Raw genomic sequence first — 15,627 nt, forward strand, 5'->3', positions numbered from 1 at the left:
GGAACCGCGGCCCCCACCGGCCCGCCCCCGGAACGCACCGGGCCCGGCCGGAGCGCCCCCTCCCGGGAGAGCAACAGCGCCCCGGCGCGGGCCGCCCGCCTCGCGGGCTCCCGCGCCGGTCAGCCGTGTCCCGCCGGGTGCGGCCGCACACCGGTGGCGGATCGGCGTCGGATCGGTGGCGGGGACTCGCCTCAGACGCGCTCCAGCCGCAGCGTCACCAGCTCGAACGGCCGCAGCCGCACGCCGATCCGGTCGCCCTCCACGGTCGGGGCGGCGGCCTCCGGCAGGGGGCGTTCCAGCAGGTCGGTGGGGGTCACCCCGGCGAGCGGGAACCCGGCTGTCAGTGTGGCCCGGGCGCGACCGCCGTGAGCCTCGTGGAAACGGACGACGACGTCCCCGCTGCCGTCGTCGGCCAGCTTCACCGCGGTGACCACGATCGCGTCGTCGTCCACGGTGACCAGCGGGGCCACCTCGCTCCCGCCGGTCACGCGCCGCCGGGGCAGATTGATCCGCCAGCCCTCGCGCACCGCGTCACCGATGCCGGCACCGGGCACCAGGGCGTGCCGGAAGCGGTGCACGCCCTGGTCGGTCTCGGGGTCGGGGAAGCGGGGGGCGCGCAGCAGTGACACCCGAACCGTGGTGGTCGTGCCCCGGTCGCCGTCGGTGCGGACGGTGCGGGTCACGTCGTGGCCGTAGGTCGAGTCGTTCACGAGCGCGACACCGAAGCCGGGCTCCTCCAGGTGCACGAAACGGTGGTTGCAGGCCTCGAACTTGGCCGCCTCCCAGGACGTGTTGGTATGGGTGGGGCGGTGGAAGTGGCCGAACTGGGTCTCCGAGGCATACCGCTCGGCGTGCACGTCCAGCGGGAAGGCCAGCTTCAGGAACTTCTCCGTCTCGTGCCAGTCGACCTCCGTGTCGATCTCCAGCCGCCGCTCCCCCGGCGGCAGCGACAGCACCTGGGTGACGTGCGAGGCGCCGAAGGACCGGACGATCCGCACGGACGCCCCGTCCTGCCCCGCCGTGACGGAGTCGGCGCCGGTGAGGTCGGTGACGGTGTTCCGGTAGAACGCGTCGACGTCCCAGGCGTCCCACATGTTCGGGAAGTCGGGGTGCAACTGGAGCAGGTTGGCCGCGCGGTCCGGTGCGACCGTCTCGCGGCCGGCGGTGAGGTCGTAGGCCGAGCGGACGAGTCCGTCCGCGTCGATGCCGACCCGCAGCAGCCCGTTGTCCAGTACGAAACCGCCGCCCTCGCGCGGGCCGAGCGCGGTGCGGCCCGGGGCGGCGGGCACACCGGCGCCGCCCGCCAGGATCCCGGCGCGCGGGTGCGGGGCGGCGTTGAACTCCAGCACGGTGTCGCCGTCCCCGGCCAGGGCGCGCTGCGCGGTGCCGATGATGCCGGTCAGCTCGGCGGTGATCCGGTCGTAGGCGGCCCGGGCCTCGCGGTGCACCCAGGCGATGGAGGAACCGGGCAGGATGTCGTGGAACTGGTGCAGCAGCACCGTCTTCCAGATCCGGTCCAGCTCCTGGTACGGGTAGGGCGCGCCGGTGCGCACCGCGGCGGTGGCGGCCCACAGCTCGGCCTCGCGCAGCAGGTGCTCGCTGCGCCGGTTGCCCTGCTTGGTCCTGGCCTGGCTGGTCAGCGTGGCGCGGTGGAGTTCGAGGTACAGCTCGCCGACCCAGACCGGCGGCTCGGGGTTCTCCGCCTCCGCCCGGGCGAAGAACGCCGACGGTGGCTCCCACGCCACCGTCGGGGAGCCCTCCAGGTCGTGCACCCGGGCCGCCTTGGCGACCATCTCGCGGGTGGTGCCCCCGCCCCCGTCGCCCCAGCCGGTGGGGGCCAGGGAGTGCCGGGCGACGCCCTTGTCCTTGAAGTTGCGAGCCGCGTGGGCGAGTTCACTGCCCTTCATGGAGCAGTTGTAGGTGTCGACGGGCGGGAAGTGGGTGAAGATGCGGGTGCCGTCGATGCCTTCCCAGCGGAAGGTGTGGTGCGGGAACGTGTTCGTCCGCGACCAGGAGATCTTCTGCGTCAGCAGGTACCTCGACCCGGCCGCACGGATGATCTGCGGCAGGCCCGCTGCGAAACCGAAGGTGTCGGGCAGCCACGCCTCGTCGTTGTCGATGCCGAACTCGTCGAGGAAGAACCGCTTGCCATGGACGAACTGACGGGCCATCGCCTCCGAGCCCGGCATGTTGGTGTCCGACTCCACCCACATGCCGCCGGCGGGCACGAACCGCCCCTCGGCGACCGCCTTCTTCACCCGCGCCCACACCTCGGGCCGGTGTTCCTTGACCCACGCCCACTGCTGTGCCTGCGACATGGCGAAGACGAACTCCGGCTCGTCGTCGAGCAGCGCGGTCATGTTGGACACCGTGCGGGCGACCTTGCGCACCGTCTCCCGCAGCGGCCACAGCCAGGCCGAGTCGATGTGCGCGTGCCCGACCGCGCTGATGCGGTGGGCGGAGGGGACGGCGGGGGCGGCGAGGACCCGCTCCAGCCGGGCCCGCGCGCGGGCCGCCGTACCGTTCACGTCCTGGAGGTCGACGGCGTCCAGCGCCCGCTCCACCGCCCGCAGGATCTCCCAGCGGCGAGAGGAGTCGACCGGCAGCTCGGCCATCAGCTCGCCCAGCACCTCCAGGTCGATCACCAGCTGCCACACGGTCTCGTCGAAGACGGCCAGATCCATCCGGGTGAGCGTGTACTGCGGCTCGCGGCCGGCGGTCTCCTTGTCGCCCAGCCGGGTGGGCCGGAAGGGGTGGTAGTCGAGGATGACGGGGTTGGAGGCGGCCTCGATGTGCAGGCGGACCTCCTCCCCGCCCGCGGCGGGCGCTCCGACGCGCACCCACTGGTTGCGCGGGTTGAGGCCCTTCACCGGCGTGCCGTCGGGCCGGTAGACCAGGCCCTCGCACTGGAAGCCGGGCATGTTCTCGTCGAAGCCGATGTCGAGGACGGCCTCGACGGTCCGCCCGGCCCATTCCCCGGGGACGGTCCCGGTGACGCGGAACCAACTGGTGCCCCAGGGGGCACCCCAGCGGGTGCCCACCGCGATCGGCTCGGGCTCGGCCGACAGGCCTTCGGCGACCGGAACGGGCTCGCCGGGCGCGTGCCACACCGCCACGTCCAGCGGCACGGACTCGGGGTGGACGGCGGGCCGGATGCGCTCTTCCAGGACGCGCTTGAGGCGGGCCTCGACCAGGGTGCGGTCGTCATGCATGCGGGGTGCTCCGTTGTCGTCCGGGGTGGGTGGTGGTCAGGTGCGGCGGCGTGCCCGCGGGCGGGCGGGGGGCCGGGTGGTCACCACGGGTGGTGACGGTCGCGGGGGCGGACACGGTGTACAGCTCCCCCACCGCGCGTACCCCGAACCGCGCTGCCCGCCGGCCCTGTTCGGGCTGCGGTCCGCGACGGCGGCGGTGTGGCGGTGGCCCGTGGGGCGGCCCGGGCGGGCCGCGGGGCGGTCAGGGTGGGCAGGAACGCGGCGCCGGTGACGAGCGGCAGGGTGCGGCGGGTGGGCTTCATGCGCGGGTGCCTCATCGCCGTCCGTGCGGGGTGAGGACCTGGTCGGGGTGGACGACCTCGGTGATACCGCGCGCGGCGAGGTGGGCGCGGTCGTGCACGCGGGTGGCGAGGACGGCGGTGGGGCGTGCCCCGTCGGTGACGAGCCGGAAGAAGGCGTCGTAGACGGGTCCGCCGGGGGCGCAGCGGGAGCGTTCGCGGGGGTCGGCGGGGACGGCCAGCGCCGTGGTGCGGGGCGCGGGCGCCGGCCGGGGCGCGCGGGCGGCACCGGCCAGGGCCCGGGCGATGTCCTTGGGGCGGCGGTCGTTGGTCAGCAGGCCCAGCCCGTATTCGAGTTCGGGGAAGTCGGCGAGGTCCCGCGAGACGTCGTGCGAGCACCACCAGGTGATGCCCCACAGGTCGGGACAGTCCAGGGCGTGCGCGATCGTGGCCCCGGTGAAGGCGGCGGCGTTTCCGGCCGGGATCAGGGGTGCCGGGGAGCCGACCTCCTGGAGCCATACGGGCCGGTGCGGGTCGTCGGCCCAGGCCTTGCTGAGTTCGATCAGGTAGGCGGCGTGGTGCTCGGTGGGCACGCCGCTGGGTCCGTGACGCTGGACGGTGCCGTTGAAGACCCAGGAGTGCACGGCGGTGACGGCGCCGTGCCGGGCGGCCTGGGCCGGGGTGAAGGGCTGGTCGTCCTGGTACCAGGTGGCGTCGTACTCGGCGTGCAGGTGGAGCCGGCCGGGCGCGCCCGCCTCGCAGGCGGTGAGCATGCGTTCCAGCCAGGCGTCGATCTGGGCCTCGGTCGCCCGGTCGGGATCGGGATGGGGCCCGGCGGAGAACTGGTTGATCTCGTTGCCGACGGTCATGCCGAGGAAGTTGGGGCGGTCGGCGAGGGCGGCGGCCAGGGTGCGCAGGTAGGCGGCCTGGCCGTGGACGACGTCGGGGTCGGTGAAGAGGTTGCGCCGGTGCCAGGTCCGGGTCCAGGCCGGCAGGAAGTCGAAGCTGCTCAGGTGGCCCTGGAGGCCGTCCACGTTGACGTCCAGGCCGCGTTCGGCGGCGGCGTCGACGAGGGCGCACAACTGCTCCACCGCCCTGGGCCGGATCAGGGCGCGGTCGGGCTGGAAGTAGGGCCACAGCGCGAAGACGCGGACGTGGTCCAGCCCGAGCGCGGCCACGGAGTCCAGGTCGGCGCGGACCGAGTCGAGGTCGAAGTCGAGCCAGTGGTGGAACCATCCTTCGCTGGGGGTGTAGTTGACCCCGAAACGGGGGGTGGCGAGCGGCGGGACGGAGGAGGACGGGGCGGCAGGGCGCATGGCGGAGGTCCTTGGAGGGGTCAGCCCTTCACCCCGCCTTCGCCCACTCCGCGGAAGAAGTACCGCTGGAGGCAGGCGAAGAGGGCGATGAGCGGGGCGACGGCGATGACCGTGCCGGCGGCGACGAGGCGTTCGTCGTTGGCGAAGGTGCCGTGCAGGTAGTTGAGGCCGATGGTGAGGGTGAACCTGGAGGGGTCGCTGAGGACGATGAGCGGCCACAGGAAGTCGTCCCAGGCGCCCATGAAGGAGAGGATGGCCACGACCGCGAGGGTGCCCTTGACCGAGGGCAGTGCGATCCGCCGGAACCGCTGCCAGACGTCGGCTCCGTCGACGTAGGCGGCCTCCTCGATCTCGTAGGGCAGGTTGGCGAAGGCGTTGCGCATCAGCAGGACGTTCATGGCGCCGACGGAGCCCGGCAGGAGGACGCCGACGAGGGTGTTGTTCAGGCCGAGCTCCCGCATGGTGGTGAACTGGGCGATGATGATGCCCTCGACGGGCACGAGCATGGCCAGGACGAAGGCCAGGGTGGCCGCGCGCCGGCCCCGGTAGCGCAGCCGGGCCAGGGCGTAGCCGGCGAGGGCGGAGCCCACGCAGTTGGTCACGACGTTGGCGGTGGCGACCTTCAGCGAGTTCAGGGCGTAGTCCCAGACGGGGATGGTGTCCGCCACCCGTGCGTAGTTGTGCAGGGTGGGGTGTTCGGGCAGGAAGGCGGGCGGGGAGCTGAAGATGTCCTCGGTGGGTCCCTTGAGCGAGGTCGACAGCTGCCACAGGAAGGGGCCGACGGTCAGGGCGAGGACGGCGAGCAGCAGCAGGTAGCGCCAGAGCAGTTCCCCGGCGCGGATGCGGCGGCGGGGCCGGTGGGCGACCCGGGGTGGGGAGGCGGCTGCCGTCCGCGGGCCGCGGACCTTCTCGGCGAGGCTCATGAGTCCTCCCCCCGGTCGGCGCGCAGCACCAGGAGCATCAGGGCGACGGTGACGGCGAAGACGACCAGGGAGAGAGCGGAGGCGTAGCCGACGCGGCCGGTCAGGCCGGTGCCGGTGCGCTGGACGAGCATGACGAGGGTGGTGTCCTCCCCGGCCGGGCCGCCGTTGGGTCCGGCCATCAGGTAGACCTCGGAGAACACCTTGAACGCGGCGACCGAGGACAGGGCCCCGACCAGGACCATCGTGGAGCGCACGGCGGGCACGGTGACGGTCAGGAAGCGGCGCAGCGCTCCCGCTCCGTCGACGGCAGCGGCCTCGTGCAGTTCGCGCGGCACGTTGGCCAGTGCCGCGAGGTAGATGATCATGTAGTAGCCGAGACCTTTCCACACGGTGACGGCCATGGCGCTCAGCAACAGCAGCCACTGGTCGCTGAGGAAGCCGATCCGGCCGATTCCGACGCTCTCCAGCAGGGAGTTGACCAGCCCGCGCTCGTCCAGCAGCCACACCCAGATCAGTCCGACGACGACGATCGAGGCGACGACCGGGGTGTAGAAGGCGGAGCGGAAGAAGGTGATGCCGGGGATGTTCTTCTGCACCAGCAGGGCGAGCAGCAGCGGCAGCACGACGAGCGCGGGCACGACGCCGGCGACGTAGAGGGAGCTGTTGCGCAGGCCGATCCAGAACATGTCGTCGTGCAGCAGCTCGCGGAAGTTGGCGAGGCCGACGAACCGCCCTGCCACGAGGGTGCGGCGGTCGGTGAAGGCGTTCGCGACGGTCGAGGCGAAGGGGTACAGCACGAACGTGCCCGTGACCAGCAGCCCGGGTGCGGCGAACAGCCAGGGGCTGGTGGGCAGTTGACGCCGCACCCGAGCGACGGGTGTGGAGGGGGCCATCGGTGCCTATCCCTGCTGCCGGAGGAGCGTGTTGCACTCCTTGACAGCGTTGTCAAGAGCTTCCCGCGGGCTCTCCTTGCCCTGGAGCGCCTTGGCGACCTCGTTGCGCAGCGCGGTCTTCATCTGCTCGCTGAACAGCACGGGGGTGTAGTTCACCGCGGTCTTCAACGACTTGGCGGCGGCGACCCGCACCCGGGTCTCGTCGGTGCCGTCCTCCTTGGTGAAGTAGGGGTCGTCGAGCGATCCGGTGGTGCTCGGGAAGATGGCGACCTGGCGGGCGAACGCCATCTGGTGCGCGGCGTCGGTGACGTAGTGCGCGAAGGCGACGGCTGCGGGCTTCCTCGCGGTGCGCGCGTTGACCATCACGCCCATCACGTACATGTTGGCGTGCCCGGTGCTGGTGATCTGGTCGGTGATGCCGATGTTGCGGTACAGGTCGGGGGCCTGCTTCTTGAAGTTGCCGAGGTCGAGCGCGCTGCCGGGGTTCATGGCGACGGCGCCGGTGAGGAACTTCCGGCCGGACGACTCCGGGGTGGCGGTCAGCGCCTGCGGGTCGAGGGCCCGGGCGTCGTACAGCTCCTTGTACTTGGCGAGCAGTTCGACGCCCTTGTCGTCGTTGAAGGTGAAGGCGGTGCCCTTGTCGTCCATCGGGGGGACGCCGTAACGGCCGAAGTCCTCGATCGTGGGCACGTTGGCGAGGGTGGCGACCTTGCCGCCGCTGCGCTCGGCCATCCGCAGGGCGTCGGCGAACAGTTCGTCGTAGGTCCTGGGGGGCTGCTCCGGGTCGAGCCCCGCCGCGGTGAACAGGGTCTTGTTGTAGAAGAGCGGCCCGGTGTTGAGGTACCAGGGGAAGGCGTAGGTCCCGCTCATGCCCGGTATCCGGTGGGAGTCCCAGGCACCCTGAAGGTACTCGCCCCGGTACCGGGAGGCGGCCTGGTCGAGGTCGAGGGCGAGGCCGGCCCTGGCCAGCGGGGCGACGAGGTCGGGCGAGACGTTGACGACGTCGGGGAGGGTGCCCCCGGCCGCGTCGGCGCTGATCTTGTCGGCGTACCCCTCGGCGGGCTGGTCGATCCACTTCACGTGGGTGCCGGGATAGCGCTTCTCGAAGTCGGCGACGAGGCCTTCGAAGTACGGCTTGAAGTTGGCTCTCAGGTTCCAGGTCTGGAAGGTGATGTCGCCTTCGATCCTGCCCGAGGCGTCGCCGGAGCCGCTGTCGTCGCCGGAGCCGCAGGCGCTCAGCGGCAGCAGGACGACGGCGACGGCAGCGGCGGCGAAGGTTCTGCGGGACATGCGCACGACGGTGTGCTCCTTTGCGGGGACGGCGGCCGATGGTGCCGCGCCGACCTTGCCCGCCGTTCTCAGGAAAAGTCAATCGATGAACGGCAACTAATGGCATTAGTTCATCGAAACCGCAGGTCAGGATGTTCACACCGGAACACTTGCGGCAGATCGCTAATGCGCTTTAGTGTCTAAGTGCTCAAGCGCATTAGTGGATCGCGCCGACCGAAGGGGCAGGACGCGGTGACGGGAAAGCGTTTGCCGGCGCGCCGGCCGACGATGAAGGACATCGCGCGCCGCGCCGGCGTCTCGGAGAGCGCGGTCTCCTTCGCGCTGAACGGCCGGCCCGGGGTCTCCGAGATCACCCGGGACCGCGTGCGCCGGGTCGCCGAGCAGCTCGGCTGGCGACCGAGCACGGCCGCGCGGGCCCTGTCCGGGGAGGGTGCGGCGACGGTCGGCTTCGTACTGGCCCGGCCGGCGCACACGCTGGGGGTGGACTCCTTCTTCCTCCAACTGGTCTCCGGTATCCAGGAGGTGCTGGCCGAGCGGCACCTCGGGCTGCTGTTCCAGATCGCCCGGGACGTCTCCGACGAGTGCGCGGTCTACCGCCGCTGGTGGGCGGAGCACCGGGTGGACGGCGTCCTCGTCGTCGACCCGCGCACCGACGACCCGCGGCCCGCGCTGCTCGACGAACTCGGCCTGCCCGCCGTGGTGATCGGCGGCGCACCCGACGCGCCGCATCCGGGTCTGTCCACCGTGTGGGCGGACGACGCCGGGGCGATGGCGTCGGTGGTGGACCGGCTGCACGCGCTCGGCCACCGGCGGATCGTGCACATCGCCGGAATGCCCGGCCTCGCCCACACCGAGCGCCGGATCCGCACCCTGCGGGCCGAGGCCGGGCGCCGGGGCCTGGCGCAGGTGGAATCGGTGACGACGGACTACTCCGATGCGGAGGGCGCGGCCGTCACCCGCCGGGTGCTCGGCCGCCCCGCTCCCCCGACCGCCCTGATCTACGACAACGACGTGATGGCCGTGGCCGGCGTGGCCACTGCCGCCGGGCTGGACCGTGCGGTGCCGGGGGACGTGTCGGTGGTCGCCTGGGAGGACTCCGCGCTGTGCCGGATGGTCACTCCACGGCTGTCGGCGCTGTCCCGGGACAGCGTCGAGTTCGGCCGGACCGCGGCCCGTGAACTGGTCGCGCTCGTGGACGGCGGGCCGGCCCGGTCGGTGCGGGTGCCGGTGCCGGAGCTGATCGAACGGCACAGCACGGGTCCCGCGTGTCCCGGGTGACCGGCACACGGCCCCTCCCCCGGCCGTGCCCGGCCGGACCTCCGGCGGCGCGGAACGCCCGTACGCCGCCGGCATCCGCGCCGAGGCGGCGGGGCGGACCACGCAGTCCCACACCGCGCCGCGGCTCGCGGAGGTGACGCACCACGGCCGGCGCGGAACACACCCCGCCGTCGGGAATCCGGCCGCGCGGTCCAGCCTGCTGTCCGAGGGGCCGCACCGCGCCGGTCGCCCCGATCCGGGCATCGAGGCCGAGGACGTCGACGCCGCCCACGCGGCCCTGTGGCAGCGCGACGCGAAGACCGTCCACCCGCTGACCGACGAGGGGTGGGGCGTGCGCCGGTTCCTTGTCCGCGCCCTCTCGGGCCGTGTGGTGAACGTCCTCGGCCACCGCGGACGTCCGGTCGGCCTCTCGACGCGGCGGCGGCCCGCGGTGCACAGTTCTCCGTGCGCACTACTCACCGGTAATCGCCGCAGCCGCACCACTTCCGAGGAGCGCCCGTGACCAGCTGGGTCGGTTCTACCGCCACCGAGATCGCCGCCGCCGTCCGTGAGGGCCGGGCCACCCCCCGCGAGGTGGTGGCCGGCCATCTCGCCCGTATCGAGCGACTGGACCGGCGGGTCGGCGCCTTCCGTGCGGTGCGGGTCCGGGCGGCACTGGCCGAGGCCGGGGCCGTGGGTTCGCGGGCCGATCTCGCCGACCTTCCGCTCGCCGGGGTGCCGGTGGCGGTGAAGGACAACCTCGCCGTGCGCGGCGAGTCGATGCGCGTCGGCTCCGCGGCCACCCCGGACACCCCCGCGCGCGCCGACCATGTGACGGTGGCCCGGCTGCGGGCGGCGGGTGCGGTGGTCGTCGGCCTGACGAACGTCCCCGAACTGTGTGTCTTCGGTACCACGGAGGGCGTGCACGGTACCGCCCGCAACCCGTGGGACCTGTCCCGTTCGGCGGGAGGCTCCTCCGGCGGCAGCGCAGCCGCCGTGGCCGCGGGCTTCGTGCCGCTGGCCCTCGGCAACGACGGCATGGGCTCACTGCGCATCCCCGCCGCCAACTGCGGGCTGGTCACGATCAAGCCGGGCCACGGACTCGTGCCCGCGGGCATCGGGGACGGGGACTGGTTCGGCATGTCCGAGAACGGCCCGCTGGCGACGACGGTGGAGGACACGCGACTGATGCTGTCGGTCCTCGCGGACGCCAAGGTGGCCCGGGGCCGGGAGCCGGCGGCGCGCTGCGTGGCCGTCTCACTGCGCAGCCCCCTGGCCGGGGTGAGGATCAGCAGGCCGTACGCGACCGCGGCCCGGCAGGCGGCCGGAGTGCTCGCCGAAGCCGGTCACCGGGTGCGGCAGGCGGAGCCGCCGTATCCGCTGTCCCTGGGGGTCACGGCGCTCACGCACTGGACGGCGGGCACGGCGGTCGACGCGCGCGGCCTGGACCAGCGGCTGCTGACCCGCCGGACCAGGGTCCACGCCGCCCTCGGGCAGCGCTTCGTGTCCACAGTGCGGTCGGGCCACGGCCGGGAGCGGCTGCGGCGGCGCCTGGAGCCGTTCTTCACCCGGTACGACATCCTGCTCACACCGGCGCTGGCACGTCGTTCCCCCAAGGCCGGACCGTGGCACGAACGGGGCTGGCTGCGCAACCTGGCCGCCGACTCGGCCTACTCGCCTCTGACCCCGCCCTGGAACCTGACCGGCTGGCCGGCGATGGCAGTGCCGTTCGGCAGGCTGCCGTCGGGCGCCCCCTGCGCGGTCCAGCTGGTCGGCCGGCCCGGGTCCGAGGCGCAACTGCTGGACATCGCCGGGCAGTTGGAGGAGATGCGGCCGTGGCCGCGGACGGCACCGCTGGACTGACGGGACCGCCGCCGCGGGCCGTCGTCCGCGAGCGTGGGGGCGTTCGGGGATTGCGGTGCACGACGTCCCGTTCCACCCGGGGCGCCGGGGTAAGGCGGCAGGCTCGGGAACGGTCTGCGGGACGGCGCAGCCGCACGGTCACGGCCGTGGGGCCGGCGTCGGCTACGCGGGGGTGCGCGGAGGCCCGTGGGGATGGGGCGGGCGGCCCCGGCGTCGGTTGCGGGCGCCCCGGCGGCGTCCACCCGTTCGGCCGGGTACGCCCGTCGGGCGCGAGCCGCTCCTTCGGAGGCGTCTGGCCTCCCGCACCGGTCCCGGCGGCGGCGACGGGCGGTGCCGGAGCGGCCGGACGCACGGCCCGCGGTCGGCCACTGTCCGCGTGAGCGGCATGGGCGTGAGTCTCGCACGCCCACGCGTTCGGCGATCGCGGCAGTACGGGCCCGCGGGTCAGTCCACGCTGGGAAGGATGTGGGGCTCGGCGAGGTCGTCCTCGTAGCCGGCCAGGCGGATGGGGGCGGACCGGGCCCACACGTCGAGGCTGCCGATCTCCCCGGGCTGGCGGCCCGCGCGCTCCGTGCGTTCCTTGGGGTGCTGCTCGCGATTCGTCTTCTCTGGTGTCACCGCGCACTCCTTATGTGTCGGTCACCCTCGGGACGTCGCGGTCCGCTGTGCGGCCCTGAGGTCGACGCCCGCTCGGGGTCTGTCTCGAAGCGGTTCGGACGCGGTGGCGCCGGCAACTCGTGTGGAGAGCTGGTCGTGGTGGACCGGCTTGTCCCATGACGGACCGTGGGTGTGGGTGGGACCCCGTACTGCTGTCCGTCGGACACAGGTTAACCAAATGAGCGGGGGTGCGCTCGATGGGGCTGCAAGATTTGGGGTAACCATGGCAAGTCACCCGTATGTCCTGCCAGGGAATTGAACCCTTTCATGGCGTCATACGCCTTTTGTACATCACCCCAACGGCCTACATTCCCCCACGGTCCTTCGACGAGGGCTACGTCATCGGCGGTACATCGTCACCTCGTTCAGGCCCCGTTGGCCGACTCGCAAGGTCGCCATGATCTGCTGGTGCACCGCAACGGCTGTCTCGCGGGAGGACTGACGCATGGAGCTGCGCAGCGTCGAGGAGCTGATGGACCTGCTGTACGCCTGCCAGGGCGTCACGGACACGCCCGTGCCCGGCGGCGAGGTCGTCGACCGGCACGACCTCGCGCTGCGGAGTGCCGCGCTGCTGCGCCGAAGCCGCCCTGCGGACAAGGAACTCCAGGTGACGGCCCTGGTGCAGCCGATCGGGCGGCTGCTGCAGCCGGGAGAGGCGCGCGGAGGGGCCGACCGGGCGGCCGACGCGGTGCGCGGTCTGCTCGGCGAACGGGTCGCGGGCCTGGTGCGCCGGTATCCCTGGCACGGCGGGCCGGCCGACGACGATGTCCTCAGCCTCCGGCACGCCGAGGAGGAGAGCCGCTCGGCCTGGTTCGACGCCGGGGTGCTGGAGGACTGGCGCACCGTGCTGGAGTTGCTGGCGGCACGCAACTCCCGGCTGGGCGCCGTCGACTGACGCCCCGGCCCCGAGCGCACCGGCGTCCCGGCCGCCCCACGCGGCCCGGTGTCACCACCTGCCCGGCGCGTAGTCCTTCAGGAAGACGCCGTACAGGTCCTCGCCCGCCTCGCCGCGCACGATCGGGTCGTAGACGCGGGCCGCACCGTCGACCAGGTCGAGCGGGGCGTGGAAGCCGGCCTCGGCGAGGCGAAGCTTGTCGTAGTGGGGGCGCTCGTCGGTGATCCAGCCGGTGTCGACCGAGGTCATGAGGATGTTGTCGGTGTCGAACATCTCCTGCGCGCTGGTCCGCGTCACCATGTTGATGGCGGCCTTGGCGGCGTTGGTGTTGGGGTGGCCCGCGCCCTTGTAGCCACGGTCGAAGACGCCCTCCATGGCGGAGACGTTGACGACGTAGGCCCGCTTGCTCTCCGCCCTGCGCGCGGCCTCGGCCATGGCCGGGCGGAGCTTGCTGATCAGGATGAACGGGGCGGTGTAGTTGCACAGCTGGGTCTCCAGGAGCTCCACCGGCGAGATCTGCTCGATGGTCTGGACCCAGGTGTTGGTCTCGACGACGTCGGGGACGAGGCCGCCCGCGTCGATGGCGGTGCCCTCCAGGTGCCGGGCGACGCTGGCGTGGCCGGCGACCAGGGCGAGGTCGGCGACCTTCTGCGCGTCGAGGCCGCTGGTGCCCACGGGCAGTGCGGCCAGGCCGTCGACCGCGCCGGAGTTGAAGGCGCCGATGACCTGGTGGGCGGGCAGCTCCCCGGCGGGCAGGGGGGCGCTCTCGCCCTCGACCAGGGCGGCGTAGGCGGAGGGCAGGCGGCGCACGGTCTGCGTCGCGTTGTTGACGAGGATGTCGAGCGGGCCCGCCCCGGCTACCTGGTCGGCGAGGGCGACGGCCTGGGCGGGGTCGCGCAGGTCGATGCCGACGACCTCCAGGCGGTGCAGCCAGTCCGCCGAGTCGTCCATGGCCTTGAAGCGGCGGATGGCGTCCTTGGGGAAGCGGGTGGTGACCGTCGTGTGGGCGCCGTCGCGCAGCAGCCGCAGCGCGATGTACATGCCGATCTTGGCGCGCCCGCCGGTGAGCAGGGCGCGCTTGCCGGTGAGGTCGGCGCGCGCCTCGCGCCTGGTCCGGTTCTCGGCGGCGCAGTCCTGGCAGAGCTGGTGGTAGAAGTGGTCGACCTCGACGTAGCGGGTCTTGCAGGTGTAGCAGGAGCGCGGGCGCTGGAGTATGCCCGCGATGTGCCCGGCCCGGACCTGCGAGGTGGGCAGCAGTCCCTCGGTCTCGTCGTCGATGCGCTGCGCGGAGCCCGTGGCGGTGGCCTCGGTGACGGCACGGTCGTGCGCGGTCTTGGCGGCGCGGCGCTCCTGCCGGCGGCGCTGCTTGACCGTGCGGTAGATGTGGGAGGTGGCCCGCCGGACCCGGACGGCGTCCGGGTGGTCGACGTCCAGCGTGTCGAGTTCCTCCAGCACGCTCAGGCAGACGGCCAGGCGCTCGGGGTCGATGCCGGGACCGTACGACTCCTCGGGCACGTCACTCGTCGTCGCCGAGCCGTCCTCAGTCACCGTCATCGCGCTGCCGTTCCCTGGAATCCCGTCGCGGCGCTCCGACCGCGCTCGCTTGCGAACGCGGCATTCTACGAAGCCCCGCGGCCGGCGTCCAAACCGGTGGCGGTCAGTCGGCGCACACTGTGAGCAGGGTCTCCACCTCCTGTTCCAGGGCCGTCGCCAGCCGGTCGAGGTCGGGCACGGCGCGGGCGTCGGCGACGAGACCGTAGTGCACGCGGCCGCGGTAGGTCGACACGGCGACCGCGAGGGACTGGCCACGGGCGAGCGGGGCGAGGGGGTAGACGGCCGCGAGGGGGTTGCCGCCGAGCTTCAGGCCGAGGCTGGGCAGCGGCACGCTGGTGACCAGGATGTCGAACCAGAGCCGGGCAGCCTGCCCGACCAGCGGCCCCCCGAGCCGGTGGCCGAGGGCGGGCACGTGGTCGGCGAGCAGAGCGACGGCACCGGCGCCCCGGTTGGGTCCGGCGTCCTTGTTGCGGTCCATCGCGGTGCGCACCGCGGCGAGCCGGCCGAGCGGGTCGGGGTCGCCGACGGGCAGCTGTATCAGGTAGCCGGAGAGCCGGTTGCCCTGCGGGTGCGCGGTGCGCGGGCGTCGCTTGGAGACCGGGATCAGGGCGCGGGGCGTGACGCCCTCGCTGCCGTCGCCCCGCTCGTCGAGCCAGCGGCGCAGGGCGCCCGCGACGACCGCGATCAGCACGTCGTTGACGGTGCCGCCGACGACCTTGCGGACCACGTGCACGTCGTCGAGGTCGAGGACGACCCCGGCGGTGCGGCGGGTGCCGGTGGGTTCGGCGGTGAGCGCCGGGATGGCACGGGTGCCGAGCGTGGACACGGCGACGGAGGTGCCGATGTCCAGGGCCCGGCCGGCGTCCGACAGCGCGCCGCGCACCAGTTCGGGCAGCCGGCGCACCTCGGGCAGCAGGCCGCGCCGCGGCTCCGGGGGCCGGGGGCGCCGGGCGGGCAGGTCGACCGGATCGAGGATCGCGGCGGCCAGGCCGAGAGCGCGCAGCCCGTCGGCGAGGGCGTGGTGGAACTTGAACAGCACGGCGAAGCAGTCGCCGTCCGCGCCGGGCAGCACATGCGCCTCCCACGGTGGCCGGGCGCGGTTCAGGGGCCCTTCCATGAGCCGGCCCGCGGCAGCGTGGAAGTCGGCGGCGGGGGCGTGCAGGCGGACGTGCCTGAGGGGGTCGAAGGCGGGATCCGGTTCGCGGGTGGCGCCACCGAAGCCGAGCGGCGGCCGTAGCGGCTGCCAGGTGTCGCGGATGCGCATGCGCAGTCCGGGCACGCCGGCGGCACGGGCTGCCAGGAGGTCGGCGGCATGGGCGCCGGCCGTGGGCGAGGAGGCCGAGAAGACCCCGAGCGCACCGAGGTGCATGGGGTGCTCGGCGGACTCGATGTTCCAGAACGCCAGATCGAGCGGTGCGAGCGGGTCAGAAGTCAAGGGCTTGCCTCGCGTCGGCGACGGGTGAGCCAACAGTCAACCGCCTCTCGGCGA

General features: G+C 73.1%; 12 protein-coding genes. 4 read left to right on the forward strand and 8 right to left on the reverse strand.

The annotated features are described in order from the left end of the window. Positions 1–191: 191 nt before the first annotated feature. The 5 genes from I3F54_RS15380 to I3F54_RS15400 form a co-directional block, all read right to left on the reverse strand. A complete protein-coding gene (locus I3F54_RS15380) occupies positions 192–3,212 on the reverse strand; it encodes a glycoside hydrolase family 38 C-terminal domain-containing protein (protein ID WP_240119309.1) in 3,021 nt (1,006 codons plus the stop codon). A gap of 313 nt (positions 3,213–3,525) precedes the next feature. Further along, complete coding sequence (locus I3F54_RS15385; protein ID WP_240119310.1) at positions 3,526–4,806, reverse strand: cellulase family glycosylhydrolase; 1,281 nt, start codon at positions 4,804–4,806, stop codon at positions 3,526–3,528. 20 nt (positions 4,807–4,826) lie between these two features. Further along, positions 4,827–5,729 carry a carbohydrate ABC transporter permease gene (locus I3F54_RS15390; RefSeq protein ID WP_240119311.1) on the reverse strand — a complete coding sequence of 301 codons (903 nt, stop codon included), beginning with the start codon at positions 5,727–5,729 and terminating at the stop codon, positions 4,827–4,829. Continuing rightward, positions 5,726–6,622 (reverse strand): carbohydrate ABC transporter permease, encoded by an 897-nt coding sequence (locus tag I3F54_RS15395; protein WP_240119312.1) that lies wholly within the window; start codon positions 6,620–6,622, stop codon positions 5,726–5,728. Before I3F54_RS15395 ends, I3F54_RS15390 begins: the two co-directional genes overlap by 4 nt. Before the next feature lie 6 nt (positions 6,623–6,628). After that, complete coding sequence (locus tag I3F54_RS15400; RefSeq protein ID WP_240119313.1) at positions 6,629–7,918, reverse strand: ABC transporter substrate-binding protein; 1,290 nt, start codon at positions 7,916–7,918, stop codon at positions 6,629–6,631. Between the two features lie 261 nt (positions 7,919–8,179). Between I3F54_RS15400 and I3F54_RS15405 the strand changes: the two genes are divergently transcribed. The 3 genes from I3F54_RS15405 to I3F54_RS15415 are packed head-to-tail and all read left to right on the forward strand — an operon-like array spanning position 8,180 to position 11,032. Then, positions 8,180–9,190, forward strand: coding sequence for a LacI family DNA-binding transcriptional regulator (locus I3F54_RS15405; protein ID WP_240119378.1), 1,011 nt, complete (start codon positions 8,180–8,182; stop codon positions 9,188–9,190). 25 nt (positions 9,191–9,215) lie between these two features. Then, complete coding sequence (locus tag I3F54_RS32525; RefSeq protein ID WP_374205927.1) at positions 9,216–9,692, forward strand: glyoxalase; 477 nt, start codon at positions 9,216–9,218, stop codon at positions 9,690–9,692. Next, positions 9,689–11,032 (forward strand): amidase, encoded by a 1,344-nt coding sequence (locus I3F54_RS15415; RefSeq protein ID WP_240119314.1) that lies wholly within the window; start codon positions 9,689–9,691, stop codon positions 11,030–11,032. The genes I3F54_RS32525 and I3F54_RS15415 overlap by 4 nt, the downstream gene beginning before the upstream one ends. A gap of 444 nt (positions 11,033–11,476) precedes the next feature. On the opposite strand, the gene I3F54_RS15420 is transcribed toward I3F54_RS15415, so the two are convergent. Continuing rightward, positions 11,477–11,650 (reverse strand): hypothetical protein, encoded by a 174-nt coding sequence (locus I3F54_RS15420; protein ID WP_240119315.1) that lies wholly within the window; start codon positions 11,648–11,650, stop codon positions 11,477–11,479. Between the two features lie 484 nt (positions 11,651–12,134). Here I3F54_RS15420 and I3F54_RS15425 point away from each other — a divergent pair, with 484 nt between their 5' ends. Then, entirely contained in the window at positions 12,135–12,584 is a 450-nt protein-coding gene (locus I3F54_RS15425) for a hypothetical protein (protein ID WP_240119316.1), read from the forward strand. A gap of 51 nt (positions 12,585–12,635) precedes the next feature. Here I3F54_RS15425 and I3F54_RS15430 read toward each other — a convergent pair whose 3' ends face one another. Then, positions 12,636–14,138 carry an SDR family NAD(P)-dependent oxidoreductase gene (locus I3F54_RS15430; protein ID WP_240119317.1) on the reverse strand — a complete coding sequence of 501 codons (1,503 nt, stop codon included), beginning with the start codon at positions 14,136–14,138 and terminating at the stop codon, positions 12,636–12,638. Positions 14,139–14,241: 103 nt separating this feature from the next. Next, the gene (locus tag I3F54_RS15435; RefSeq protein WP_240119318.1) at positions 14,242–15,573 is read right to left on the reverse strand and encodes a wax ester/triacylglycerol synthase family O-acyltransferase; all 1,332 of its coding nucleotides are present in this window, start codon (positions 15,571–15,573) and stop codon (positions 14,242–14,244) included. Positions 15,574–15,627: the final 54 nt, after the last annotated feature.

The sequence above is a fragment of the Streptomyces sp. MUM 2J genome, assembly GCF_022414535.1.
Classification (GTDB): domain Bacteria; phylum Actinomycetota; class Actinomycetes; order Streptomycetales; family Streptomycetaceae; genus Streptomyces.